At 63.5% G+C, this 23,997-nt stretch carries 19 protein-coding genes and 1 pseudogene; 9 read left to right on the forward strand and 11 right to left on the reverse strand.

Translation table 11 applies throughout. The annotated features are described in order from the left end of the window. Window positions 1-44 precede the first annotated feature (44 nt). Window positions 45-1,500: pseudogene (locus NKH91_RS04720) on the forward strand (NCS1 family nucleobase:cation symporter-1). Between the two features lie 30 nt (window positions 1,501-1,530). Here the strand turns inward: NKH91_RS04720 and NKH91_RS04725 are convergent. The 5 genes from NKH91_RS04725 to tpiA all read right to left on the reverse strand — a co-directional run bounded on the left by NKH91_RS04725 (window position 1,531) and on the right by tpiA (window position 6,556). Continuing rightward, window positions 1,531-2,070, reverse strand: a complete 540-nt coding sequence (locus NKH91_RS04725) for a DUF1697 domain-containing protein (RefSeq protein WP_352844065.1) — start codon at window positions 2,068-2,070, stop codon at window positions 1,531-1,533. A gap of 11 nt (window positions 2,071-2,081) precedes the next feature. Then, window positions 2,082-3,710 (reverse strand): CTP synthase, encoded by a 1,629-nt coding sequence (gene pyrG / locus NKH91_RS04730; RefSeq protein ID WP_352448839.1) that lies wholly within the window; start codon window positions 3,708-3,710, stop codon window positions 2,082-2,084. Between the two features lie 147 nt (window positions 3,711-3,857). Then, window positions 3,858-4,979, reverse strand: coding sequence for a L,D-transpeptidase (locus NKH91_RS04735; protein WP_352844067.1), 1,122 nt, complete (start codon window positions 4,977-4,979; stop codon window positions 3,858-3,860). 199 nt (window positions 4,980-5,178) lie between these two features. Continuing rightward, a complete protein-coding gene (gene secG, locus NKH91_RS04740; RefSeq protein WP_352844069.1) occupies window positions 5,179-5,625 on the reverse strand; it encodes a preprotein translocase subunit SecG in 447 nt (148 codons plus the stop codon). A 163-nt stretch (window positions 5,626-5,788) separates the two neighbouring features. Beyond that, window positions 5,789-6,556 (reverse strand): triose-phosphate isomerase, encoded by a 768-nt coding sequence (tpiA, locus tag NKH91_RS04745; RefSeq protein WP_023717708.1) that lies wholly within the window; start codon window positions 6,554-6,556, stop codon window positions 5,789-5,791. A gap of 142 nt (window positions 6,557-6,698) precedes the next feature. On the opposite strand from tpiA, the gene NKH91_RS04750 reads away from it, so the two are divergent. Genes NKH91_RS04750 through NKH91_RS04770 form a run of 5 tightly spaced genes read left to right on the forward strand, consistent with a single transcriptional unit; the run spans window position 6,699 to window position 12,129 of the window. Further along, a complete protein-coding gene (locus tag NKH91_RS04750) occupies window positions 6,699-8,591 on the forward strand; it encodes a SurA N-terminal domain-containing protein (protein WP_352790165.1) in 1,893 nt (630 codons plus the stop codon). Continuing rightward, the gene (gene trpD, locus NKH91_RS04755) at window positions 8,588-9,598 is read left to right on the forward strand and encodes an anthranilate phosphoribosyltransferase (protein ID WP_352482657.1); all 1,011 of its coding nucleotides are present in this window, start codon (window positions 8,588-8,590) and stop codon (window positions 9,596-9,598) included. The genes NKH91_RS04750 and trpD overlap by 4 nt, the downstream gene beginning before the upstream one ends. A 4-nt stretch (window positions 9,599-9,602) precedes the next feature. Beyond that, window positions 9,603-10,415 carry an indole-3-glycerol phosphate synthase TrpC gene (gene trpC / locus NKH91_RS04760; protein WP_352883649.1) on the forward strand — a complete coding sequence of 271 codons (813 nt, stop codon included), beginning with the start codon at window positions 9,603-9,605 and terminating at the stop codon, window positions 10,413-10,415. Window positions 10,416-10,417: 2 nt separating this feature from the next. After that, a complete protein-coding gene (gene moaC, locus NKH91_RS04765) occupies window positions 10,418-10,924 on the forward strand; it encodes a cyclic pyranopterin monophosphate synthase MoaC (protein ID WP_023717712.1) in 507 nt (168 codons plus the stop codon). Beyond that, window positions 10,924-12,129 carry a molybdopterin molybdotransferase MoeA gene (locus NKH91_RS04770; RefSeq protein WP_352844071.1) on the forward strand — a complete coding sequence of 402 codons (1,206 nt, stop codon included), beginning with the start codon at window positions 10,924-10,926 and terminating at the stop codon, window positions 12,127-12,129. The genes moaC and NKH91_RS04770 overlap by 1 nt, the downstream gene beginning before the upstream one ends. Window positions 12,130-12,136: 7 nt before the next feature. Here NKH91_RS04770 and NKH91_RS04775 read toward each other — a convergent pair whose 3' ends face one another. Both NKH91_RS04775 and kynU read right to left on the reverse strand, forming a co-directional pair. Beyond that, window positions 12,137-12,967 carry a hormone-sensitive lipase gene (locus NKH91_RS04775; RefSeq protein ID WP_352482663.1) on the reverse strand — a complete coding sequence of 277 codons (831 nt, stop codon included), beginning with the start codon at window positions 12,965-12,967 and terminating at the stop codon, window positions 12,137-12,139. Between the two features lie 95 nt (window positions 12,968-13,062). Next, the gene (gene kynU, locus NKH91_RS04780; protein ID WP_023717715.1) at window positions 13,063-14,310 is read right to left on the reverse strand and encodes a kynureninase; all 1,248 of its coding nucleotides are present in this window, start codon (window positions 14,308-14,310) and stop codon (window positions 13,063-13,065) included. A gap of 471 nt (window positions 14,311-14,781) precedes the next feature. Between kynU and lexA the strand changes: the two genes are divergently transcribed. After that, the gene (gene lexA, locus NKH91_RS04785; protein WP_084642503.1) at window positions 14,782-15,513 is read left to right on the forward strand and encodes a transcriptional repressor LexA; all 732 of its coding nucleotides are present in this window, start codon (window positions 14,782-14,784) and stop codon (window positions 15,511-15,513) included. Here lexA and NKH91_RS04790 read toward each other — a convergent pair. After that, window positions 15,507-17,972: a ComEC/Rec2 family competence protein gene (locus NKH91_RS04790; RefSeq protein ID WP_352844073.1), complete on the reverse strand. Its 2,466-nt coding sequence runs from the start codon at window positions 17,970-17,972 to the stop codon at window positions 15,507-15,509. The genes lexA and NKH91_RS04790 overlap by 7 nt on opposite strands. A 96-nt stretch (window positions 17,973-18,068) precedes the next feature. On the opposite strand from NKH91_RS04790, the gene gltX reads away from it, so the two are divergent. Together gltX and gltA are read left to right on the forward strand one after the other, a co-directional pair. Beyond that, window positions 18,069-19,490 carry a glutamate--tRNA ligase gene (gene gltX, locus NKH91_RS04795; RefSeq protein ID WP_352844075.1) on the forward strand — a complete coding sequence of 474 codons (1,422 nt, stop codon included), beginning with the start codon at window positions 18,069-18,071 and terminating at the stop codon, window positions 19,488-19,490. Window positions 19,491-19,669: 179 nt separating this feature from the next. Further along, entirely contained in the window at window positions 19,670-20,998 is a 1,329-nt protein-coding gene (gene gltA, locus NKH91_RS04800) for a citrate synthase (RefSeq protein ID WP_023717718.1), read from the forward strand. A 95-nt stretch (window positions 20,999-21,093) separates the two neighbouring features. Here the strand turns inward: gltA and lpxB are convergent, their stop codons facing one another. From lpxB to lpxA, 3 genes are read right to left on the reverse strand one after another with little or no spacing between them, the layout of a single operon-like run. Next, entirely contained in the window at window positions 21,094-22,260 is a 1,167-nt protein-coding gene (lpxB, locus tag NKH91_RS04805; protein ID WP_352844077.1) for a lipid-A-disaccharide synthase, read from the reverse strand. Next, window positions 22,250-23,152, reverse strand: a complete 903-nt coding sequence (locus NKH91_RS04810) for an LpxI family protein (RefSeq protein ID WP_023717720.1) — start codon at window positions 23,150-23,152, stop codon at window positions 22,250-22,252. The genes lpxB and NKH91_RS04810 overlap by 11 nt, the downstream gene beginning before the upstream one ends. A gap of 6 nt (window positions 23,153-23,158) precedes the next feature. Continuing rightward, a complete protein-coding gene (gene lpxA / locus NKH91_RS04815; protein ID WP_023717721.1) occupies window positions 23,159-23,992 on the reverse strand; it encodes an acyl-ACP--UDP-N-acetylglucosamine O-acyltransferase in 834 nt (277 codons plus the stop codon). Window positions 23,993-23,997: the final 5 nt, after the last annotated feature.

Consider the following 23,997-nt stretch of genomic DNA (forward strand, 5'->3'; position numbering starts at 1 on the left):
GCCACGCGTGGAGGCGCGTGCGGTAACAAGGGGAGGACATCTCTATGACCATACAAGGCGCATCACCGGACCTGTACAATGAGGATCTCGCTCCGGCGAAGGTTCGAAACTGGGACCGTTCTCGATCTTCAACGTCTGGACGTCGGACGTCCACAGCCTGTGGGGCTACTATCTCGCTGCCAGCCTGTTCCTGTTCTGCGGCGGCTTCGTCAACTTCATCATCGCCATCGGTATCGGTTCGCTGATCATCTATGCGTTGATGAACATGGTCGGCTATGCCGGCGTGAAGACCGAGGTGCCCTACCCGGTCCTGGCGCGCGCCTCCTTCGGCATCTGGGGCGCCAACATACCGGCGCTGGTGCGTGCCATCGTCGCCTGCTTCTGGTACGGCGCGCAGACGGCGGCGGCCTCCGGCGCGATCGTAGCCCTGCTGATCCGCTCGCAATGGTTCGCCGACTTCAACCAGAGCACACATTTCCTCGGCCACTCCGGGCTCGAGGTGATCTGCTTCGCCGTCATCTGGGCGCTGCAGCTCCTGATCATCCAGAGGGGCATGGAAACGTGCGCCGCTTCCAGGATTGGGCCGGACCGGCGGTGTGGGTGATGATGCTGATCCTGGCGATCTATCTTTGCATCAAGGCAGGCACCTTCGCCTTCACCAGCGACATCCCGATGGATGTGCTGCTGGAAAAGACCAAGGACGCGGGCGTGCCGGGCACGCCGGGCTCCTGGACCTCGCTGTTTGCTGTGGCGGCGATCTGGGTGACCTATTTCTCAGCGCTCTACCTCAACTTCTGCGATTTCGCCCGTTATGCGCCGGACAAGGCATCGCTGCGCAAGGGCAACATCTGGGGCCTGCCGGTCAATCTCATCCTGTTCTCGCTGGTCGCCGGCGTCACCACAATCGCCGCCTTCGACGTCTATGGCGAGGTGCTGCTGCATCCTGACCAGATCTCGGCGAAATTCGACAGCTGGTTCCTGGCGGCGCTCGCGGCCCTGACCTTTGCCGTAGCGACGCTTGGCATCAATGTGGTGGCAAACTTCGTGTCGCCGGCCTTCGACTTCTCCAACGTCTTTCCACGTCAGATCGACTTCAAGAAGGGCGGCTACATCGCGGCGCTGATCGCGCTGGTGCTCTATCCCTTCGCGCCCTGGGAAGGCAGTGCCGCCTCCTTCGTCAACATCATTGGCGCGACGATGGGGCCGATCTTCGGCGTGATGATGGTCGACTACTACCTGATCCGGAAGGGCGAGGTCGATGTCGAGGCGCTCTACAGGGAGAATGGCGAATTCCGCTTCCAGGGCGGCTGGCATGTCAATGCCTTCATCGCCGCCGGTATTGGCGCGGTCTTCTCGTCGATCCTGCCCAACTTCACCAGCCTGCTGCCGTCCTGGTAGGGCGTCTATGGCTGGTTTTTCGGCGTGGCAATTGCCGGCGTCATCTATTACGTGCTGCGTACGATGGCACTCGGCGCCTGGGCCAAGATGGCCAAGGCCTAAACGGATTCGGGGCGGCGCAAGCCGCCCCGTTCATTCTGCGACCATCTCGGCCAGGCGGCGCACGGTGTTCCAGTTGCGCGACGTGCCGATGCCGAGGCGTTTGTGGCTCACCGCCGCAAGCAGCCGCGAACTCGGCGTCTCGCGCGAAAAGACGATCCAGATGTCGCCGCCGACCGCCTGCAGCTTTTCATTCCTGCCGATATAGGCCTGCAGCGCAGAGACCGCATCGGGGGAAACAGGCGCCCGCATCACGCGCACCGCCACCCGGTCCGCGGCTTCAGCCGATTCGGCTGGGAACGGATTGCCGGCCGCCAGCCTCAGCCAGCCGTCGGCGCGGCGCACGATGATGTCGACATGGCGGCCAAAAGTCTTTGCGAACGCCGCCTCCAGCCGCTGCTCCAACGCCGCGCGTTCAGTCTCTTGCGTCTCGAAGACCAGATTGCCGGTCGCCACCAGTGTGCGCGGGTTGTTCAGGCCCAGGCCTTCGGCCATCGCCTTGAGATCGGACATGACGACCCGCCGCCCCTCGCCCAGGATGATGCTGTAGAGCAGCGCGACGTAAGTTCGCATCGGCGGCTAGTCTAGACCAGCCGCGACTGCTCTACCGCCGCCTCGATGAAGCTGGCAAACAGCGGGTGCGGATCGAGCGGCCGGCTTTTCAACTCGGGATGATACTGCACGCCGATGAACCAGGGATGGTCGGGATATTCGACCGTTTCCGGCAGCACGCCATCCGGCGACATGCCGGCAAACACCAGGCCGCAATCCTCGAGCCGCTCCTTGTAGTCGACATTGACCTCATAGCGGTGGCGATGGCGTTCGGAAATCTGCGTATCGCCATAGATCTCGGCGATCTTCGATCCCTTGGCGAGGTCGGCCTGGTAGGCACCGAGCCGCATGGTGCCGCCGAGGTCGCCGGTTTCCCTGCGCTTTTCCAGCATGTTGCCCTTCAGCCATTCGGTCATCAAGCCGACGACCGGCTCCTCGGTTGGACCGAACTCGGTCGATGATGCGTGCTCGACGCCGGCCAGCGAACGAGCCGCCTCGATGCAGGCCATCTGCATGCCGAAGCAGATGCCGAAATATGGCACCTTGCGCTCGCGCGCGAACTTCGCCGCCAGGATCTTGCCCTCCGAGCCGCGCTCGCCAAAACCGCCGGGGACGAGAATGCCATGGACCTTTTCCAGCCACGGCGCCGGGTCTTCCTTCTCGAATATCTCGCTTTCGATCCAGTCGAGCTTGACCTTGACCCGGTTGGCGAGGCCGCCATGCGACAGCGCCTCGATCAGCGATTTGTAGGCATCCTTGAGGCCGGTATATTTGCCGACGACGGCGATAGTCACCTCGCCTTCCGGATTGTGGATGCGGTTGGACACCGCTTGCCATCGTTCCATGCGCGGCTTCGGCGCCGGATCGATGCCGAAGGCGGCCAGCACTTCCGAATCCAGCCCTTCATTGTGATAGGCCATCGGCACGTCGTAGATATGCGGCACGTCGAGCGCCTGGATGACGGCGCTTTCTCGCACGTTGCAGAACAGCGACAGTTTTCTGCGCTCTTCCTTGGGGATCGGCCGGTCGGCGCGGACCAGCAGGATATCAGGCGCAATGCCGATGCCGCGCAACTCCTTGACCGAATGCTGTGTCGGCTTGGTCTTCAGTTCGCCCGCCGTCGGAATGTAAGGCATCAAAGTCAGGTGGACGTAGACGGCGTTGTTGCGCGGCAGGTCGTTACCGAGCTGGCGGATCGCCTCCAGGAACGGCATCGCCTCGATGTCGCCGACGGTGCCACCGATCTCGCACAGCACGAAATCGTAGTCGTCATTGCCGTTGAGGACGAAGTTCTTGATCTCGTCGGTGACGTGCGGAATGACCTGCACGGTGGCGCCAAGATAGTCGCCGCGCCGCTCGCGCTCGATGATGTTCTTGTAGATGCGGCCGGTGGTGATGTTGTCCTGCTGGTTGGCCGAGCGGCCTGTGAAGCGCTCATAATGGCCAAGATCGAGATCGGTCTCGGCGCCGTCGTCGGTCACGAAGACTTCGCCGTGCTGGTAGGGCGACATCGTGCCGGGATCGACATTGAGATAGGGATCGAGCTTTTTGATGCGTGCGCGATAGCCCCGCGCCTGCAAGAGAGCCCCAAGGGCCGCTGCAGCAATGCCTTTTCCAAGTGAGGAAACCACGCCGCCTGTGATGAATACATATCGCGCCATGGGAGTCATCGCTTAACGCGGCCGAATTGATTCCGCCAGAGAAAAAACCGCCGCGAAGGCTTTTTCCCAAGAAGGCGCTCTGGTCATTGGCGTATCAAAACAAAAGGGCCGGCGAGGCCGGCCCTTTTGGCACGATCTGTCGAGGCGTCAGATGATGACGACCTTGGTGCCTACTTTCACCCGGCGATAGAGATCCATGACGTGCTCGTTGATCATGCGGAAGCAGCCATTGGAGGCGCTGGTTCCGATCGACTGCGGTGCAATGGTACCGTGGATGCGCAGATGGGTATCCTTCTTGCCATCGTAGAGATAGATGGCGCGCGCACCGAGCGGATTGTCGCCGCCGCCGGGCATACCGTCCTTGTACTGCCCATAATGCTTGGGTTCGCGCTTTTGCATATCCAGCGTCGGAATCCAGCGCGGCCATTCCTGCTTGTCGCCGACGGCAACCGTCCCCTTGAACTGCAGGCCTTCGCGGCCGACCGCAATGGCATAACGGCGGGCGGTTGACGATGATTCGACGAGGTAGAGACGGCGGGCGCTGGTATCGATGACGATGGTGCCGGGGTTGTAGCCGGTGAATTCGACCTCCTGCGGCACGAATTCCGGCTTGACCTTGAACTGGCGCTTGGCCTGCTTCCTTTCGAGCGCGGCGTCGAGCGCGCGCGTCTCAGGAAGCAGCGACATCGATGAAGACGATGTGCCGCCGAACAGTCCCGCGAACAGCCCGACGCTCTGCGGCTTCTGCCCGACCGGTTCGCTGCGCAATTCGCCATTGTTGCCGGTCAGCGCAACGTTCATGGCCTCGGCCGGGATCGGCTCGGCCGACTGGATCGGCGCGATGGGTGCGATCGGTTCGATGATGTTGACGGTCTTCTTCTTGGCCGGCTTGGCATTAGCCACCTTGACCGCCGCGACCGGCTGGCTCTCCTTGGCAAGGAATGCCTGCCGTTCCGCATCGGCCTTGGCTTTCGCCGCCTCGCGCATCGCCAGCTTCCTGGCTTCGAGTGCCTTGGCGCGAGCGGCTTCCTTGTCGGCTGCGATCTTGGCTTCGATCTTGCGGATCTGCGCAAGGTCGTCCGGCGTCGGATCTTTCTTCTTCTTGAGAAGCTTCAATTGCGCCGCATCGCTTTTGGCAGCGACGTTGACGACGTCAGTTGTTGTCGCGGCTTTATGAGCCGAATTTGCCGTCGGCATAGCCGCATAAGCGGGCGCACCTAGGCTGAGCACGGCACAAAGGCCGGCAAAAATGAAGCTGCGAAGCTGCATGGGGAAGATCCGATCGTTCAATGCTTGTTGCCCACGGCGTCGCCCGGCGCCCCCCAAGGACGCCGAAAATGCCGCGTGCAATGTATAATCGATTAGCCGGAAGCGCCTCAAGCGTAGGGCGCGGTCGAATCTTCGTGATCGTGCGGCATTTGCCGCGACTGTGTTCAAACGACAACAGATCGCGGCATCAGATGCCCGATTACTGGTTGGGGACTTGCGGCGTGGCCGGCGCGGTGGCGCCGTTTGTCGCTGGCGGCGTCGCCGGAGCTGTTGCCGGAGGCGTCGTTGCCGCGCCATTGCCGGACGGCGGGGTCGGCGCCGTGTTGCCTGAAGGCGGCGTCGTGGCGCCGGGCAATTGGTTGAGTACGCCCTTGCCTGCCCCGTCCGAGGTCGCCGGGACGCGATCGAGAATGTCGATCGGCTTCTCGCCATAGCGCGCGACGATCGACAGTGTCAGCGAAGTGACGAAGAAAGCCGCGGCCAGGATCGCTGTCGCCCGCGTCAGCGCATTGGCGGCGCCACGCGCGGTCATGAAGCCCGATCCGCCGCCGATGCCGAGACCGCCGCCTTCGGAGCGCTGCAGCAGCACCACGCCGACAAGCGCGAGCACGACCATGAGGTGGACGACGATCAGTACGGTTTCCATAATTTATCCTGGCAAGGCCTTGTGCGGCCGCTGATTTGGAGGCGGCTCAATACAATGCTTTGACGGCATTTCCAAGCCCGTGGCCGGAATATGGGAAGCAATGCGTCCTTTGCAACGATTCCGGCGCCGGCCGTCCGCTCAAATCCAGCAAGCAGTCCCGGTATCAAGCGATGTTTCGATAGGCTTCCGCGATGCCGAGGAAGTCCGCTGCCTTCAGGCTGGCGCCGCCGACCAGCGCGCCGTCGACATTCCTGACGCCGAGCAACTCGACGGCGTTGGACGGCTTGACCGAGCCGCCGTAGAGAATGCGCATCTTGGCCGCCGTATTGCCAAGCTTCCGCGCCAGTTCTTCACGGATATGCGCATGCGCCTCGGCGACGTCGGCGGCGGTCGGGGTCAAGCCGGTGCCGATCGCCCATACCGGCTCATAGGCAATGACGCTGTTGGACGCCGTGGCGTTTGGCGGTACCGAGCCCGCAACCTGGCGCGACAGCACGTCAAGCGTGGCTCCTGCTTCGCGTTCGGCTCTTGTCTCACCAATGCAGATGATAGCCACCAGCCCGGCGCGCCATGCGGCGGAGGCCTTGGCCTGCACTATGGCATCGTTCTCCTTGCGATCAGCACGGCATTCGGAATGGCCGACGATGACATGGCTGGCGCCTGCATCCTTCAGCATCTCCGCCGAAATACAGCCGGTATAGGCGCCGCTTTCCTCGGTGTGGCAATCCTCACCACCGGCCCGGACCGGCGTGCGCGACAGAATCTCGGCGGCGTGCGCAAGCAAGGTCGCCGGCACGCAGACCACGGCTTCGGTCTCGGCGTCGAGCCCGCTCATGAAGCCGTTGCCGATCATCCTGAGCTCGTTGAGCGAGGCGCTGGTCCCGTTCATTTTCCAGTTGCCGGCGACGAGCGGGCGGATTCCAGGCGTCATGGGATTTGTTTCTCCGGGCAATTTCCAGCTGGCTCTCACTATCAAAATCAGGCCACAAAGCAATCGACAGTGAGCAGGAAGGGCGCTATTGCGCTTGTTTCAGACTCGGCGCATGCGAAATGCGCAAAAATCGGAAGTACTCATGCTTGGTATGTTGAGAAGCGCGGCGGGGACCTGGGTCGCGAAACTGCTGCTGTCATTGTTGGTGTTGAGCTTCGCCGTCTGGGGCATCTCGGGGCGGCTGATGGGCGGTCTTGCCGGCCATGACGCCGTGATTACGGCCGGAGGCACCAAGGTCTCGATCAACGAATACCGCCTCGCCTACGATCGCCAGCTCAGCGTAATGTCGCAGCAATTCGGCCAGCGCATCAGCCGTGAGCAGGCGACGGCGCTCGGCATCGACAACCAGGTGCTGGCGCAACTCGTCTCGGGCGCCGTCCTCGACGAGCAGGCCCGCAAGCTCGGCCTCGGCCTGTCCAAGGACCGGCTGGCCGAACTGACCCGCGAAGACCCGGCGTTCAAAGGGCCTGGCGGAACCTTCGACAGGCGAACCTTCGAGTACCTGCTCCGGCAGATCGGCATGCGGCCGGAGGACTATCTGAAAAACCGCGCCCAGGTGGCGGTCCGCCAGCAGATCGTCGAGGCGGTTTCGGATGGCCTCAAAGCCCCGGATACATTCTTCAAGGCGGTCGCGCTCTATCGCGGCGAAGATCGCACAATCGACTACCTGACCTTGCCGAAATCGCTGGTCGAACCGATAGAAGCGCCGTCCGACAGCGTGCTTTCGGCCTATTTCGGGGAGAACAAGAAAACCTACGCCGCGCCCGAATACCGTAAGTTCTCCTATGTCAGGCTCGAACCGGAAGACATCATGGATTTGAGCGCAGTGACCGATCAACAGGTCAGCGACGACTACAACAAGAACAAGGCGCGCTACACCACGCCCGAGATGCGCACCATCGAGCAGCTTGTGTTCAAGACGCCTGATGCTGCCAAGGCGGCGCTCGATTCGCTCAGGACCGGCGCGACCTTCGACAAGATCGTCGCCGCCGAAGGCAAGACGCCGGCCGACACCCTGCTCGGCACGCTGGCCAAGGACAAGATCGCTGACAAGGCGGTTGCCGATGCTGCCTTCAAGCTCAACGCCAATGAAGTCAGCCCGGTCGTACAGGGCGCCTTTGGCCCCGTTCTGCTGCGCGTCACCGAGGTCAAGCCCGAAGTGGTGAAGCCGCTGGCCGAAGTGTCCGAGCAGATCCGCAAGGATCTGGCACTGGGCGAGGCAAGCCGCATCTTGCTGGACGTGCACGACAATTACGAGGATACGCGCGCCTCCGGCAGTTCGCTCGCTGAGGCAGCTGCCAAATTGAAGCTGAAGGTCGTTACCATCGACGCCATCGACCGCACCGGCCGAAGGCCGGATGAAAGCATCGTCAAAGACCTGCCGGAATCGCCGGCGCTCATCAAGGCGGTGTTCGAATCCGAACCCGGAACAGACAATGAAGGCCTCACCACCGCCGATAACGGCTTCGTCTTCTACGACGTAAGCGCGATCACGCCGGCCCGCGACCGCACGCTGGACGAAGTCCGCCAGAAGGTCGTGGCCGACTGGACCGCGGCGGAGACCACCAAACGGCTTACCGCAAAGGCACAAGAGCTCGAGAAGCGTCTCAAGGCCGGCGCCACGCTCGAGGTGATCGCCGGTGAGCTCAAGCTCGAAAAGCAGACCAAGCGCGGTGTCAAGCGCGATGCTGACGACGTCGATTTCGGCAAGGAAGGGGCCGCCGCGATGTTCGGCGTCGGCGAAGGCGGCACCGGGCTAATCCCCTCGCCCACGGGCGACGGACAGATCCTGTTCAAGGTTGCCGAGGTATTCGAGCCCGCCGGGGCCGACGCCAACTCAGTACCCCAGGACGCGCAGAAATCCTTCACCTCCGGTATGTCCGACGACCTGCTCGACCAGTTGGTGGCGCAGTTGCAGACGCAATATGACGTCCGCATCGATCAGACGGCCGTAACCCAAGCCCTGGCCAGATGAGCGCGCTGAAGATCCACATCGCCAAGGTCGCCGCCGGTAGCGCTCTTTCCTTCGAGGAGGCGCGCGAGGCCTTCGACATCATCATGTCCGGTGACGCCACCCCCGGCCAGATCGGCGGCTTCCTGATGGCATTGCGGGTGCGCGGTGAGACCGTCAGCGAGATCGCCGGCGCCGTCGCCACCATGCGCGCCAAGATGCTGCGCGTCGAAGCCCCCGAGGGCGCCATCGACATTGTCGGCACCGGCGGCGACAATTCGCACAGCGTCAACATTTCGACCGCATCCGCCTTCGTCATCGCTGGCAGCGGCGTGCCCGTCGCCAAGCACGGCAATCGCGGACTGTCCTCGCTGACCGGCGCCGCCGATGTTCTGATCGCGTTGGGCGTCAAGATCGACATCCCTCCGGAGACGATCGGCCGCTGCATCCACGAGGCCGGAGTTGGCTTCATGTTCGCGCCGGCGCACCACCCGGCGATGAAGCATGTCGGCCCGACCCGGGTCGAGCTCGGCACCCGCACCATCTTCAACCTGCTGGGTCCGCTTTCCAATCCGGCCAGTGTCAGACGGCAGATGGTCGGCGTGTTCCTGCCCGAATGGATCATGCCGGTGGCAGAAACGTTGAAGGAGCTTGGTGCCGACCATGCCTGGGTCGTCCATGGCGACGGTTATGACGAGATCACCACCACCGGCGAGACGCAGGTCGCCGAATTGGCCGGCGGCGAGATCCGCAGCTTTGTGCTGACCCCGGAAGCGGTCGGGCTGAAGCGTCACACCAAGGACGAGTTGCGCGGCGGCGACGCCGCCCACAATGCCCAGGCACTGCGCGACATGCTGGGCGGCGCCGCCGGCGCCTTTCGCGACACGGTGCTGATGAATGCCGGCGCCGGGCTGGTGGTGGCCGGCAAGGCGACGACACTTGCCGACGGCATGGTGACGGCGGCGCAGGCCATCGACAGCGGCCGCGCGCTGAAAGTGCTCGACAGGCTGGTCGAGATTTCGAACGGTTAGAACTATGTCCGACATCCTGCGCAAGATCGAGGCTTACAAGCGCGACGAGATCGCGGCGGCCAAGGCGCAAGTGCCGTTTGCCGAGATCAAGGCACGGGCAACGGACGCCGAAGCGCCGCGCGGCTTTCTTTCCGCCCTTGAAGCAAAGCGCCAATCCGGCAGGTTCGCGCTGATTGCCGAAATCAAGAAGGCTAGCCCATCCAAAGGCCTGATCCGCGCCGATTTCGATCCGCCGGCGCTGGCCAGGGCCTATGCGGAAGGCGGTGCCGCCTGTCTTTCGGTGCTGACCGACGCACCCTCTTTCCAGGGGGCGCCCGCGTTCCTCAACGATGCGCGCGCTGCCGTCGAGTTGCCTGCCTTGCGCAAGGATTTCCTGTTCGATCCCTATCAGGTCTACGAGGCCAGGGCATGGGGCGCCGATGCCATACTGATCATCATGGCCAGCGTCGACGACGCGTTGGCAAGAGAACTCGAAGCGACAGCTTTCGGGCTCGGCATGGACGCGCTGGTCGAAGTGCATGACGAGGCTGAGATGGAACGCGCGCTGCAGCTGTCGTCGCGGCTGATCGGTATCAACAACCGCAATCTCCGGACCTTCGAAACCAGCCTCGAGACCTCGGAACGGCTGGTCGCGATGGTGCCCGCCGACCGCCTTCTGGTCAGCGAGAGCGGTATCTTTTCGCATGACGATTGCCGCCGGCTGGAGCGGAGCGGCATCGCCACTTTTCTGGTCGGTGAGAGCCTGATGCGTCAACAGGACGTGGCCGCTGCAACGCGCCTGCTTTTGACGGGCAAGGCGCCGGCAGAGGCGATCTGAGGATGGCGGCCGCCCTCACCCATCTTGGCGCGCGCGGCGAAGCCAACATGGTCGATGTCGGCGACAAGGCTGAGACGGTGCGCACGGCAGTCGCGGAGGGCTTCGTGTCGATGCGGCCCGAGACGCTGGACATGATCCTCGCCGGCGATGCCAAGAAGGGCGACGTGCTCGGTACCGCGCGTATCGCCGGCATCATGGCGGCCAAGAAGACGCATGAACTGATCCCGCTCTGCCATCCACTGCTGCTGACCAGGATATCTGTCGATATCGAGCCGGACGCAGCTTTGCCCGGCCTGAAGGTCACAGCATTGACCCGCGTCACGGGCAAAACCGGCGTTGAGATGGAGGCCCTGAGCGCCGTCTCGGTCGCTTGCCTGACCATCTACGACATGGCCAAGGCGGTCGACCGCGCCATGGTCATCTCCGGTATCAGGCTGGTTGAAAAGACCGGCGGCAAATCCGGCGACTACAAGATCACCGAAGATGGGGTCACCGAGGCAGGCCGCTGATGGCGCTGGTCCCAGTTGCTGAGGCGCTCGAGCGCCTGTTGGACGGCGCAGCTGCACTGCAGGGCGAACGCGTCGCGCTGCTGGATGCCGCCGACCGCGTGCTGGCGGAGCCGGTTGTGGCGCTCCGCACCCAGCCGCCGTTCAACGCCTCCGCCATGGACGGCTATGCCGTGCGGGCGGCTGATATCGCGTCCTTACCAGCAAAGCTTTCGGTGGTCGGCATGGCGCCGGCCGGAAGCGGCTTTGCCGGGACGGTGCAGCAGGGGCAGGCCGTCCGTATCTTCACCGGCGCGCCGCTTCCCGAAGGCGCCGACACCATCGTCATCCAGGAGAACGTCCGCGATCTCGGCCGCGGTGTCGTCGAAGTGACGGAGCCGACGGTGCAGGGGCGAAACATCCGCCGCCTCGGGCTCGATTTCGCCAAAGGCAACGTCCTGCTGCACAAAGGCCGCCTGCTCGACCCGGCGGCCTTGTCGCTGGCGGCATCGGCCAACCACCCCGAGGTCGGCGTGGTCAAAAGGCCGTTGGTCGCCATCATCGCCACCGGCGACGAATTGCTGCCGCCGGGCAGCGAGCTTGGCCCCGACCAGATCATCTCCTCCAACGCCTATGGTGTCGCCGCCGCCGCACAGTCGGTCGGTGCGCGAGTGCTCGACCTTGGCATCGCGCCGGACCGCAGGGAGGCGATCGCTGCGCTGGTGGAAAAGGCCGTGAAGGCTGGCGCGAACGTCATCGTCACGCTGGGCGGTGCCTCGGTCGGTGACCACGATTTCGTCCATGACGTGCTGACCGGGCAAGGCATGACTCTCGATTTCTGGAAGATCGCCATGCGGCCGGGCAAGCCGCTGATGTTCGGGCGGCTGGGCGACATTCGCTGCATCGGCTTGCCCGGCAATCCGGTGGCGAGCCTGGTCTGCACCCAGCTCTTCCTGAAGCCGCTGCTGGCGCGGCTCGGCGGCCGCGCCTTTCAGCAGGATATGCGTGAGGCACGGCTCGGCGCTGCCATGCCGGCCAACGATCTCAGGCAAGATTATGTGCGGGCTGTTGTCACAGACGACGCCGGTACGCTCGTGGCGACGCCGTTCGGCATCCAGGACTCCTCGATGCTGAAAATGCTGGCCGATGCCAACGGGCTGATCGTCCGTGCGCCGTTCACGCCCGCCGCGGCGGCGGGCGCCGCCTGCGACGTGCTGATGCTACGCTGAACCTGCCTCACTCCGAGATCAAGGTCCGGGTCAGCGGATGGTCTGGATCGGCCAAACCGTCGATGATGTTGAAATGATGCCGGTCAGGCTCGACCACCGAACTGGTCGCGGCACCCAGGCCGATCCAGATATTGGCCAGCAACGCGCTCTGGCGCAGGAATTCGGCGCGCTCGCCGCCGCCGGCCCAGCAGGTCAGGCGGGCCTTGTCCATCGGGCGCAGCAGCACCGGGCTTTCGGCCTGCGCCTCGGCCTCATCGATCGCCAGCGTCTCGTTCATGCCGGTGCGCATGATCGGGCGCAAATCGTGCACACCCGAGATCGATACGACATGGCGAATGCGCCGGACAATTTCGGGCGCCAGCGGCGTCGTCGTCGTAACCATCCGGCTAACAAGATGGCCACCGGCCGAGTGTCCGGTCAGCATCAGCGGCCCTGCGACCATCCCCGCCGCCTTGCCGATCGCCGCGCCGACTTCCTTGACGATGCCGCCAATGCGCATCTGCGGACAGAGCGTGTAGGACGGCATCGCCACGGCATAGCCGCGATCAACAGCGCCAGCGGCAAGATGCGACCAGAAACTCTTGTCGAATGCCATCCAGTAGCCGCCATGGACGAACACCACGAGCCCCTTGGGCTTGGTGGCCGGCAGGAAAAGATCGAGCCGGTTGCGTGGGCCATCGCCATAGGCCATGTCGAGCCGCGCCCGGCCCTCGGTCGAAAGCACGTCGCGAAAAACCCGCGCGGGCTCGACCCAGGCCGCCGGCCAGCGATCGCTGCCGGCTATGTTGGCGCCGTTGGCATAGGCGTTGTCCCAATCGGCAATGTGACGTTCGAACACCCTGCGCCCTCCCCTGGCAATATGGCCTTGCAACGACCGTGAGCATCGCGCGGCGCGTCGTCGCCAGCCTCACGATTCCAGCTCTCGCATCAATCTCAAGTGACAGCCGCCTTGATGGCGAAGCGCGCATCCTTCCACGCACCGGTGCGCAGGATGTCCTCAAGCACTTCGACGGCCTGCCAGACATCGGCATAGCCGACATAGAGCGGGGTGAAGCCGAAGCGCATGGTCGATGGCGCGCGAAAATCGCCGATCACGCCACGTTCGATCAGCGCGCGCATGATCTGGTAGCCATGCTCGTGCATGAATGAAATCTGGCTGCCGCGTTTTTCCCCGTCGCGCGTGCTTTCGAGCGTTAGCCCGTAAGTGCCGCACTTTGCCTCGACAAGCTCGATGAACAGATCGGCCAGCGCGATGCTCTTCTTGCGCACCGCCGTCATGTCGACATCGTTCCAGATGTCGAGCGCGCCCTTCAGCGTGCGCATAGACAGGACCGGCTGGGTGCCGCACAGAAACCGGCGGATGCCGGTGCCGGCCGCATAGCCTGGCTCGAAGGCGAAGGGCCGTGCATGGCCCCACCAGCCGGTGAGCGGCTGCTGGATGTCGGCAAGATGCCGCTCAGCCGCATAGATGAAGGCAGGCGCGCCCGGTCCGCCATTCAGATATTTGTAGGTGCAGCCAACGGCAAAATCGGCGTTCGCCGTGTCGAGCTCGACTGGCATCGCACCGGCGGTGTGGCAGAGATCCCAGACGATCATCGCCCCGGCTTCCTGGGCCCTGCGCGTCAGCGCCGGCATGTCGCGCAGTTCGCCCGACTTGTAGTTGACGTGGTTGACCAGCACCACGGCGGTGCGTTCGTCGATCAGCTCTTCGATGCTCGGCGCGTCGACCCCCGAGAGGCGCAGCAGCGTATCTTTTCGCGTCGAAACCACACCCTCAGCCATGTAGAGGTCTGTCGGAAAACTGTCGCCCTCGGCGACGATGACCTGCCGCTCCGGCCGCATGGCCATGGCGGCGTGCAGCAGCTTGTAGATGTTGACCGATGTCGTGTCGCAGACCACCGTCTGGCCGGCCGCGGCACCGATCAGGCGCCCGAGCTGGTCGCCAAGTTCGAGCGGCATGTTGAACCAGCCGGCCGTGTTCCAGGCGCGGATGAGATCATGCGCCCATTCTTCGGTCACTGCCTTGCTCAATTCATCGAAAGCGGCACGCGAAGCGGCCCCTAGCGAATTGCCGTCGAGATAGATCACTCCTTGCGGCAGCACAAAGCGGTCCCGCATCGCGCGCAGCGGATCTGCAGCATCCATCGCCCTTATGGCCACGAGATCGGGAATTCCTGTCATGATTTGTCTGCTCCCCAAGATTCACCGCAACGCCGGACACGCATCGACGGCATCCATCGGTCACGAGCGGTTCTCCATTACCTGGTATCGCGCAGCAAGGCTCCACCGGCGACAAGTTGCCTGACCATGCGGTGGAAACCAGGAGCCAAGCCAACCCAAGGTTGGCGTTTTGAGTTCGTTTCGTTCACGGTGCATTGACCAAACCGCACAGTCGATACGGCTTCAATTCCGTGCCCCTTTGCCGGCTGACGGCCGATACCAGTGCCGCCTTCTGGAAACCCAGAGGCCGCAAACGAAAGCAGAATCAAGGCGATGAGGCCCGCGGCGGTGAAAATGCAGCGTCCCGGTTTGGCGAGTGGTATCGTTACCCGAGCCCTAACACATTCATTAAACTTTAAACAGTTGCGGAACACAACTGGAACAGATAGTGTTTGTTCTGGGTTTGTTTTTCTGATTCTGTTGGGGGTCGCTATGCTGACACGCAAACAACACGAACTGCTTATGTTCATCCACGAAAGGCTGAAGGAAAGCGGTATCCCGCCCTCCTTCGACGAGATGAAGGAAGCGCTCGACCTGGCTTCCAAATCGGGAATCCACCGGCTGATTACGGCGCTGGAGGAGCGCGGCTTCATTCGCCGTTTGCCCAACAGGGCCCGTGCGCTGGAGGTGCTGCGCCTGCCCGATTCGATCGCCCCCGGCCTCAATGCGGCACGCAAGTTCTCGCCGAGTGTCATCCAGGGCAGTCTTGGGCAAGGTCCTCGGCAAGGCAAGCCGACATCGTCGCGCGTCCCTGCAGCCGGCAATGACGACGATGTCGTCGCCGCCGTGTCTATCCCGGTGATGGGCCGCATCGCCGCTGGTGTGCCGATCGATGCCATCCAGCACCAGACGCATTCGATCTCGGTGCCGCCGGACATGATCATGGGCGGCGAGCATTATGCGCTCGAGGTCAAAGGCGATTCGATGATCGAGGCTGGCATTTTCGACGGCGACACGGTGATCATCCGCAATGCCGATACGGCGAGCCCCGGTGAGATCGTGGTGGCACTGGTCGACGAGGAAGAAGCGACGCTGAAGCGGTTCCGCCGCAAGGGCGCCTCGATCGCCCTGGAAGCCGCCAATCCGGCCTACGAGACGCGCATCTTCGGACCAGACAGGGTCAAGGTGCAGGGCAAGCTCGTTGGGCTGATCCGCCGCTACTGAGCTGCGCCCTTGGCGCCGGCTTTTGGCTTGTCGGCTCTGCGGTATGGCGGCATGCCCCGCGCCGCGCGTGAAAATTTCCGCTGCACGTGCCAGGGCCGGTATGATTTTTCGACGGCGAAGCGGATTTCGGCGCGTGTTGCCGCTTGTGGATCGAAATAGACGGCCGCACTTCCCGCGCGCGCCAGTTGCCGTTTGGTGACGACGAGGACCAGCCGGTCGTAGTAGCAGGGATTATGGGCGGTGGCGTCGTCGATGACGATCAAGCTGGCAAAGGCGCAGGCTGGCCGTGCAGTTTCGCGGTCATTGGCTAGCGCGATGATCGCGCCGGATGGATGCCTGGCAAGGCAGAGACCGTCCGTGCAAATGAACGGCATGCCCGGCGGTAAGTCGGCCGGATCGGCAATGTCGAATTGCGGATCGTTCTTTCCAGGTGTTTCCGGCGCGACGATAGCCTCTGATGTGAGCGCGCGTTTCCAGTTGTCGATGGTGAACTCATTCGGGCGTGCCCGGTTGACCGCGAGTTCCCCGCTGCCGATCGGCAGCGCGACGAGCCGTGCGTCCTCCGAGATCAATACATCGGGTACGCGCGTCTGCGTTGTCGTTAGCAAGCCGGCGAGCGCAAAAGGAAGGGCCACGAGCCGCAACCAGGTCGTCGCCATGCTGGCAATGACGAGGGCGATCGTCACCAAAAGGACAGATCTCAGCGAAATCAGCCCGACCGCATCGATCGGCGAGCGCTCGGAGATCCACCCGGACAGGGCGATCATCGCCGTCAGCCCCTTGCCCATCACGTAGAGGAAAGGCCCATCCGCGCCGAACGGCATCGCCAGCGCACTGAGGACGGCGAAGGGCATGACGACCAGTGAGACAATAGGCATGATGGCCAGATTGGCGAACAGGCTGAGCGGCGCCACGCGCTGGAAATGCCATATGGCGAAAAGCGCCGTGGCGCTCCCTGCAATGATCGAGGTCATCGCCAGGCCGCCCATGCCCAGCAGTACCTTTCTAGTGGCAAAGCGTAGCGGCGACCGCCGGGGCGGCGGCGTGGTGGCCCCGCCGGCGCGGTAATCGGACCAGCCTGCATAGGCGCCGACAAGGGCCGCCGTCGCGGCGAAGGACATCTGGAAGCTCGGACCGACCACCTCGTGCGGCGACACCAGAATGACCGCGATGGCCGAGATCGCCAGGTTGCGCATGGTGAGCGCGGCCCGGTCGAACAGCACGGCGATAAGCATCACCGCCAACATGATGAAGCTGCGTTCGGCCGCCACCACAATGCCGGAAAAGACGAGGTAGGCCGCAATCGAAAAAAGCGCGGCGGCCGCCGCGTATTTCTTGACCGGCCGTCGCGATGAGAAATCGGGAAACAGCGCAAAGGCGCCGCGCAGCAGCGCCATAATGGTGCCGGCGACCAACGCCATATGCAGCCCCGAGATGGAGATGATGTGGTAGATGCCGGTACGCCGCATCGCTTCGTTGATCTCCTCGGGAATGCCAGCGCGCACGCCGACGATCAGCGCAGCAGCAATCTCGCCCTCGGCGCCGCCGATGCGGCTGCGGATATGGTCGGCGATGGATTCGCGCGCGTCTTCGATCGCGGAAGAAAGCCGCGCGGCAAACGGCATGCTGCCCGACGACACGACTTTCGGATTGCCGAGAAAAAAGCCGCTGCCGCCGATACCGGCAAAATAGCTGTCGAAGGAGAAATCATAGCTGTCGGGCCGCACCGGCCCGGTCGGCGGCAGCAGCCGCACATAGCCGGCGATCTCGGAACCGGCGGTCAGCTCAGCCGGTATTTTCATCGCCGAAACGCGGACCCGTTCCGGCATGTAGCGCAGTGTCGGCCTGGCGGTTGAGATCACATCGATCGTCAGCCTGATGCGGCCGCTCGCCATGGGCTCGAACGATACGACGCGACCCGTGAGGCGCGTCGAGATTTCGGAACCGAGCATATGCGTTCCGACACGCCAGGTCTCGACCTTGGCGGCAAGCACGCCAAGCGCGCAGAGCAACGCCGCCATGAAGCACAGGCGGGTTCTGGGCCACGACCGCGAGGCGACGGCACAGAGGGCTGCCAAGGCGACGATTGCGATCGGCTGTGGAAAGGCCGGCTCCACCGCCAGCGCAAAATATACGACCACCCCGCATGCGAGGAACACCGGCACCAGCAGGAAGGCGACCCCACGGTCGAGCTCCAGGCCGACCGCCGAGGTTACGCCGTTGCGGATACGGGACGGTGACGGGAGGCGGAAACGCCGGCGTAGGCGCACGATGGGCTCGGCCGCGGGCACGAGAACCGTTGCTGGGTCGCTCGCCGGCAGCGACGGGGCATCAAAGCGTGGAACCGGCAGCAATGCCGGTGCCGGCAGGACAGGCACGGGCGCGGCAAACAGCAAGCGTTCGCTGACGCCGCTGCCAACGTCCTCGCCCTCGCCCGCACCACGGCCTCGCACAGCCATCGGGTCTGCCCCTTGCGCCCTCGACCTCCTATGCTACATGAACGCGCAACGCGCGAAAGTCCGCAAACCCACTTCCTTCGCCTGCCTGAGAGTTCCATGCCCGACAAGGTCGTCACCCGTTTTGCCCCCTCGCCCACCGGCTATCTGCATATTGGCGGGGCGCGCACGGCGCTGTTCAACTGGCTGTATGCCAAGCACACAGCCGGCACGATGCTGCTGCGCATCGAGGACACCGACCGCGAGCGTTCCACCGATGCGGCAACCGCGGCCATCCTCGACGGGCTTTCCTGGCTTGGCCTGACATGGGACGGTGAGCCGGTGTCGCAGTTCGAGCGTGCGCCGCGCCATCGCGAGGTGGCCGAGGAACTCGTTCGCATGGGCAAGGCCTATTATTGTTACGCGACGCCTGCCGAGTTGGAGGCAATGCGCGAGAGCGCACGGGCCAAGGGGCTGCCTCCCCGCTATGACGGCCGCTGGCGCGATCGCGACCCCTCGGAGGCGCCGGCCGGCGCCAAGGGGGCGATCCGCATCAAGGCGCCGACAGACGGCGAGACGGTTGTGCATGACCGCGTCCAGGGCGACGTGCGCTTTCCCAACAAGGATCTCGACGATTTCATTATTCTGCGCTCGGACGGCAACCCGACCTACATGCATGCCGTCGTCGTCGACGATCACGACATGGGCGTCACCCACATCATCCGCGGCGACGACCATTTGACCAACGCCGCCCGCCAGACGGTGATCTACCATGCCATGGGGTGGGAGGTGCCGTCGATGTCGCATATCCCGCTGATCCACGGTGCCGACGGCGCCAAGCTGTCGAAACGTCACGGTGCGCTCGGCGTCGAGGCCTATCGCGCCATGGGCTACCTGCCGGAGGCGCTGCTCAATTATCTGGCGAGGCTTGGCTGGAGCCACGGCGACGATGAGATCATGTCGATCGCCAACATGATCGCGTGGTTCGACATTGGCGACGTCAACAAAGGCGCCGCCCGTTTCGACTTCGCCAAGCTCGAGGCGCTGAACGGCGTGCACATGCGCCGCATGAACGACGCGACGCTGCTCGATATCTTCATCGCCACTCTGCCCTATCTCGAAGGCGGTCCGGCGATCGCAGCTAGCCTCGACGACAGACGCAAGGCCCAATTGCTTGCCGCTTTGCCGGGCCTGAAGGAGCGCGCCAAGACGCTGGTCGAACTTGTTGAAGGGGCTGCATTCCTATTCGTCGAGCGGCCGCTGCCGGTCGACGAGAAGGCGGCGGCGCTGCTCAGCGGTGACGCGCGCGCGATCCTGCAGGGCGCTCATGCGGCGCTGGCCACGGTTTCGGAATGGTCTGCCGCCTCGGCGGAAGCCGCGATCCGCGACTATGCGCAGGCCGGCGGCCATAAACTCGGCGCCGTGGCCCAACCATTGCGCGCCGCGCTCACCGGCAAAAGCACCTCGCCCGGCGTCTTCGATGTGCTGGCCGTGCTTGGCCGCGAGGAAAGCCTGGCGCGGATCGCTGATCAAATCGATTAGGAAACTGGCCCAAGAAGATTGGCATTGAAAGGTGTGTTTCGCAGTGCAACATTGGGTCTTGGCCTAATCTGGCGCGCAGATTCAGTTGCGGGCGCAAATGTGCGTATTCCGACGCTTTTGACGTGTTGGGTTCAGATATTTTGCCGTTGCCGGCCTGAGGAAACAAAAAGGAGTTTGCTATGACCGAACCTGCGACAAAGATGGAATTTGGCGGCAAAACCCAGGCGTCGACGGCAAAACTGGAACTCGACGGCAAAACCCATGAATTCAAGATACGAAGTGGTTCGGTAGGACCTGATGTCATCGACATCGGTTCGCTCTACAGCACCACCGGCGTATTTACCTACGATCCCGGTTTTACGTCGACGGCGAGCTGCGAATCGGAAATCACCTTCATCGATGGCGATGCCGGTATTCTCTTGCACCGCGGCTACCCGATCGACCAGCTGGCCGAGCACGGCGACTTCCTCGAAGTCTGCTATCTCTTGCTCTACGGAGAACTACCGACCAAGGCGCAGAAGGACGATTTCGACTACCGGGTGACGCGCCACACCATGGTGCATGAGCAGATGTCGCGCTTCTTCACCGGCTTCCGCCGCGATGCGCATCCGATGGCGGTGATGTGCGGCGTGGTCGGCGCGCTGTCGGCCTTCTATCACGATTCCACCGATATCTCGGACCCTTATCAACGCATGGTCGCCTCTATGCGGCTGATCGCCAAGATGCCGACGATCGCGGCGATGGCGTATAAATACCACATCGGCCAGCCGTTCATTTATCCGAAGAACGAACTGAATTTCGCAGCCAACTTCCTGCATATGTGCTTCGCCGTGCCTTGCGAGGAATACAAGATCAATCCGGTGCTGGCGCGCGCCATGGAGCGCATCTTCATCCTGCACGCCGACCACGAGCAAAACGCCTCGACCTCGACCGTCCGCCTCGCCGGCTCGTCGGGCGCCAATCCCTTTGCCTGTATCGCTGCAGGCATCGCCTGCCTGTGGGGTCCTGCACATGGCGGAGCCAACGAGGCAGCCCTGAACATGTTGGGCGAGATCGGCCATGTCGATCACATCCCGGAATTCATTGCGCGCGCCAAGGATAAGAACGATCCGTTCCGATTGATGGGCTTTGGCCACCGCGTTTACAAGAACTACGATCCGCGCGCCAAGATCATGCAGAAGACCGCGCACGAAGTCCTGGGCGAGCTCGGCATCAAGGACGATCCGCTGCTCGACATCGCCATGGAGCTGGAAAAGATCGCGCTGACCGATTCCTATTTCATCGAGAAGAAGCTCTACCCCAACGTCGATTTCTATTCCGGCATCACGCTGAAGGCGCTGGGCTTCCCCACTACCATGTTCACCGTGCTGTTCGCGGTTGCCCGCACCGTCGGCTGGATTGCGCAGTGGAAGGAGATGATCGAGGACCCGCACCAGAAGATCGGCCGTCCGCGCCAGCTTTATACCGGTGCGCCGGAACGGGATTACGTGCCGATCGCGAAGCGGTGAAGGTAGCGAGTAGCGAGTAGCGAGTAGCGAGTAGTAGCTGAAGCAGCTTGGCTGTTACGGCCAGCACCATTTCCTATTCGCTACTCACTACTCGCTCACTTCCTCACCATGCCCATCACCACCCCCGCCGCCATCTCGCCTGACGGCTTGTCGGTTGCCATACGCCCGGCGATGTCGGCAAAACCGTCCTTCTGCCAGGCGCGGTAGGCGGTATCGGAGAATAGCGCCTCCAGCTGGCGCGCCAGATAATGCGGACGCACATATTGGTTGTAGTGTTCCGGCACGACCGGCCGGTCGGCGATGAGATTGGGCAAGGCTGCGCTCCAAACTTTGATCAGTCCCTGCGCCATGCGCATGACCGGATCGAGCCGGTAGCAGGAGATCATCGGCACGCCCGCCAGTGCCAGTTCCAGCGATACCGTCCCCGACGCGATCAGCGCCGCATCGGCCTTGCCGAAGGTCTGCCATTTGCGTTCGGCATCAAGGATGATCTCCGGCTTCTCGTTCCAGCTCGCGACCGAGGTCCTGACCAGGTCGGCGACGTGCGGCACCGTCGGCAACAGCAAGCGCAAGCGGTGCCCGCGCGCCCGCAGGATCGATACCGTTTCGCCGAACGGCCCGACCAGGCGCCGCACCTCGCCGCGACGCGAACCGGGCAATACAAGCAACGTTTTCACACGGTCGGCGGAGAGGTCACGCGGCTGCGCCTGCGCCCTGGCGGCACTGACTTTGCCCGGATCGTGTGCAAGGCGATGCCCGACATAGGTGCCGGGCGGCCCGCCCAGGCGAGCGAGTTCCTTCACCTCGAACGGCAGGATACAAAGAATGTGATCGACATATGGCTTCATCGCCGCCGCCCTGCCCGGCCGCCAAGCCCATACGCTCGGGCAGACATAGTGGACGATCGGGATCGTCGGATCGGCGGCGCGCACCTTCTTGGCGACGCGCAGCGAGAAATCCGGACTGTCGATGGTGATAAGGAAGTCGGGCTTTTCATCGACAATGGCGTTTGCCGTCTGGCCGATCCGCCGCATCAGGCGCGGCAGGTCGCGCAGGATAGCGCTAAGCCCCATCAGCGCGATCTCGCTGCCGTCGAACAATGGCGCCAAACCGAGCGCCTGCAAATGGCGGCCGCCGATGCCTACGAGCCGAACTTCGCGCCCGGTCATGCGCTTTAACGCCTGCACAAGGTCGGCGCCAAGCAGGTCGCCGGACTCCTCGCCGGCGACGACGGCTATCTTCAACGGCTGCTCATTCGCCATGCGCCGGCTCCGCAGCAGGCAGGCCGATCACGAACAGGCCGAGTGCATTGGCACGCCCGATGGTGGCAGGACCTTCGAGCACCAGCGAGCGGCCGGCTTCGACGGCAATGCCGGCCAGTCCGGCGGCATGCGCCGCCTCGACGGTCAGCGGGCCAATGGAGGGCAGATCGGCACGCAGTTCCTGACCGGGCTTGGCGCATTTGACCAAAACACCACGGCTCCTGCCAGCCAGCCTGCCGTGCCCGCGTAATTGTTTTGTCCGCTCGAGCAGCCCGTCTGTGCCCTCGACGCCTTCAAGCGCGATGGCGCGGCCACCAACCGCAACAGCCGCCTGGCCAATATCCAGCGCGCCGATAGCTTTTGCTGCAGCGTGCGCCGCCTCGATGTCGCGCCAGTCGGATTTGCGTGGCGCCATCTTGGTCAGCGGGCCTTCAGCGGCGACCAGTTCCGGCACGATCTCGTGAGCGCCGACAACCTTGATGCCGCTGCGCTCGATCCTGCGCACGAACAGTTTCAGCACCGTATCGTCCCCCCGGGTTACACCGACGAGAAGGCTGGGTAGCCAGGCGAGCAGGCCCAAATTGAGGCGCATGGCGCTCAGCCTGGGGCGGCGCGTAATATGTCCCGCGGTCACCAGATGCGTAACGTGATGCCGCTTGAGCATCGGCAGCAGCGAGCCGACGTCCTCCAGCCTCAAGCTTGCCTGCTCATAGGGCTCGAAATCGACTATGCGGTCGACCTCGCCCGCCGCCATGACGACGAAGGGAGGTTTGCCTTGCCGGGCGAGCGCTCGGGCAATTTCGACCGGGAGACTGCCGCCGCCGGCGATGATGCCGACCTTGGCATCTGGCGCGAGATCAAGGCCCTTTCCGGCAGCCTCAATCTTCGTCATCTGCCCTCAGTCTTCATCATCGGTATCGTCGCCGTCGCCACCTTTGAGCGACGGCACGGCATAGTGCCGCTTGCCGCGGCCAGCGATGAAATCGACGATCTTCATGGCCGTCGGCGACGAGGCGAATTCCGCCTTGGCGAACTCGATGTTTTCGCCGACGGTCCGAGAGCGATCGAAGATCGTGTTGTAGGCTTTGCGCAGCAAGTGGATCTCGGAACGCGGCAGGCCGGCGCGCTTCAGGCCAATGATGTTGAGGCCGCGAAGGCTGGCACGGTTGCCAACGGCGATGGCGTAGGGAATGACGTCGCCGACGATCGCCGAGCAACCGCCGAGAAAGGCGTTATCGCCGATGCGGACAAACTGATGAACCGCGGTAAGGCCGCCGATGTAGACATTGTCACCGACTTCGCAATGCCCGCCTAACGTCGCTTGATTGGCGAAGGTGGCGTTCCTGCCGACCACGCAGTCATGTGCAATGTGGGCATAGGCGAGGAAATTGCCGTTGTCGCCGATCGTCGTTTCGCCGCGGCTGGAATCGGTGCCGAGATGCATGGTGACGCCTTCGCGGATCGCGCAGTTCTCGCCGATCACCAGCGTGGTACGGCCGCCCTTGTGCTTGGTGTTCTGCGGCGGCCCGCCCAGTATCGCCATCGGATAGACCTTGGTCGATGCACCGATGGTGGTCGCGCCCATCACCGACACATGGCTGACCAGTTCGACACGGTCGCCGATCACGGCGTCGGGGCCGACGTAGCAGAAGGGTCCGATGCGGGCGCCTTCGCCGATTTGGGCGCCTGCCTCGATGACCGACGATGGATGGATGACTGTCTGGATTTTCATTAGCA

The sequence above is a fragment of the Mesorhizobium sp. M0894 genome (genome assembly GCF_040319725.1).
GTDB lineage: Bacteria > Pseudomonadota > Alphaproteobacteria > Rhizobiales > Rhizobiaceae > Mesorhizobium.

Coding starts and splice junctions, on each gene's coding strand:
- NKH91_RS04725 (WP_352844065.1), bottom strand. CDS start 2,070: ATGCGAACTTACGTCGCGCTGCTCTACAGCATCATCCTGGGCGAGGGG.
- pyrG (WP_352448839.1), bottom strand. CDS start 3,710: ATGGCGCGATATGTATTCATCACAGGCGGCGTGGTTTCCTCACTTGGA.
- NKH91_RS04735 (WP_352844067.1), bottom strand. CDS start 4,979: ATGCAGCTTCGCAGCTTCATTTTTGCCGGCCTTTGTGCCGTGCTCAGC.
- secG (WP_352844069.1), bottom strand. CDS start 5,625: ATGGAAACCGTACTGATCGTCGTCCACCTCATGGTCGTGCTCGCGCTT.
- tpiA (WP_023717708.1), bottom strand. CDS start 6,556: ATGACGCCTGGAATCCGCCCGCTCGTCGCCGGCAACTGGAAAATGAAC.
- NKH91_RS04750 (WP_352790165.1), top strand. CDS start 6,699: ATGCTTGGTATGTTGAGAAGCGCGGCGGGGACCTGGGTCGCGAAACTG.
- trpD (WP_352482657.1), top strand. CDS start 8,588: ATGAGCGCGCTGAAGATCCACATCGCCAAGGTCGCCGCCGGTAGCGCT.
- trpC (WP_352883649.1), top strand. CDS start 9,603: ATGTCCGACATCCTGCGCAAGATCGAGGCTTACAAGCGCGACGAGATC.
- moaC (WP_023717712.1), top strand. CDS start 10,418: ATGGCGGCCGCCCTCACCCATCTTGGCGCGCGCGGCGAAGCCAACATG.
- NKH91_RS04770 (WP_352844071.1), top strand. CDS start 10,924: ATGGCGCTGGTCCCAGTTGCTGAGGCGCTCGAGCGCCTGTTGGACGGC.
- kynU (WP_023717715.1), bottom strand. CDS start 14,310: ATGACAGGAATTCCCGATCTCGTGGCCATAAGGGCGATGGATGCTGCA.
- lexA (WP_084642503.1), top strand. CDS start 14,782: ATGCTGACACGCAAACAACACGAACTGCTTATGTTCATCCACGAAAGG.
- NKH91_RS04790 (WP_352844073.1), bottom strand. CDS start 17,972: ATGGCTGTGCGAGGCCGTGGTGCGGGCGAGGGCGAGGACGTTGGCAGC.
- gltX (WP_352844075.1), top strand. CDS start 18,069: ATGCCCGACAAGGTCGTCACCCGTTTTGCCCCCTCGCCCACCGGCTAT.
- gltA (WP_023717718.1), top strand. CDS start 19,670: ATGACCGAACCTGCGACAAAGATGGAATTTGGCGGCAAAACCCAGGCG.
- lpxB (WP_352844077.1), bottom strand. CDS start 22,260: ATGGCGAATGAGCAGCCGTTGAAGATAGCCGTCGTCGCCGGCGAGGAG.
- NKH91_RS04810 (WP_023717720.1), bottom strand. CDS start 23,152: ATGACGAAGATTGAGGCTGCCGGAAAGGGCCTTGATCTCGCGCCAGAT.
- lpxA (WP_023717721.1), bottom strand. CDS start 23,992: ATGAAAATCCAGACAGTCATCCATCCATCGTCGGTCATCGAGGCAGGC.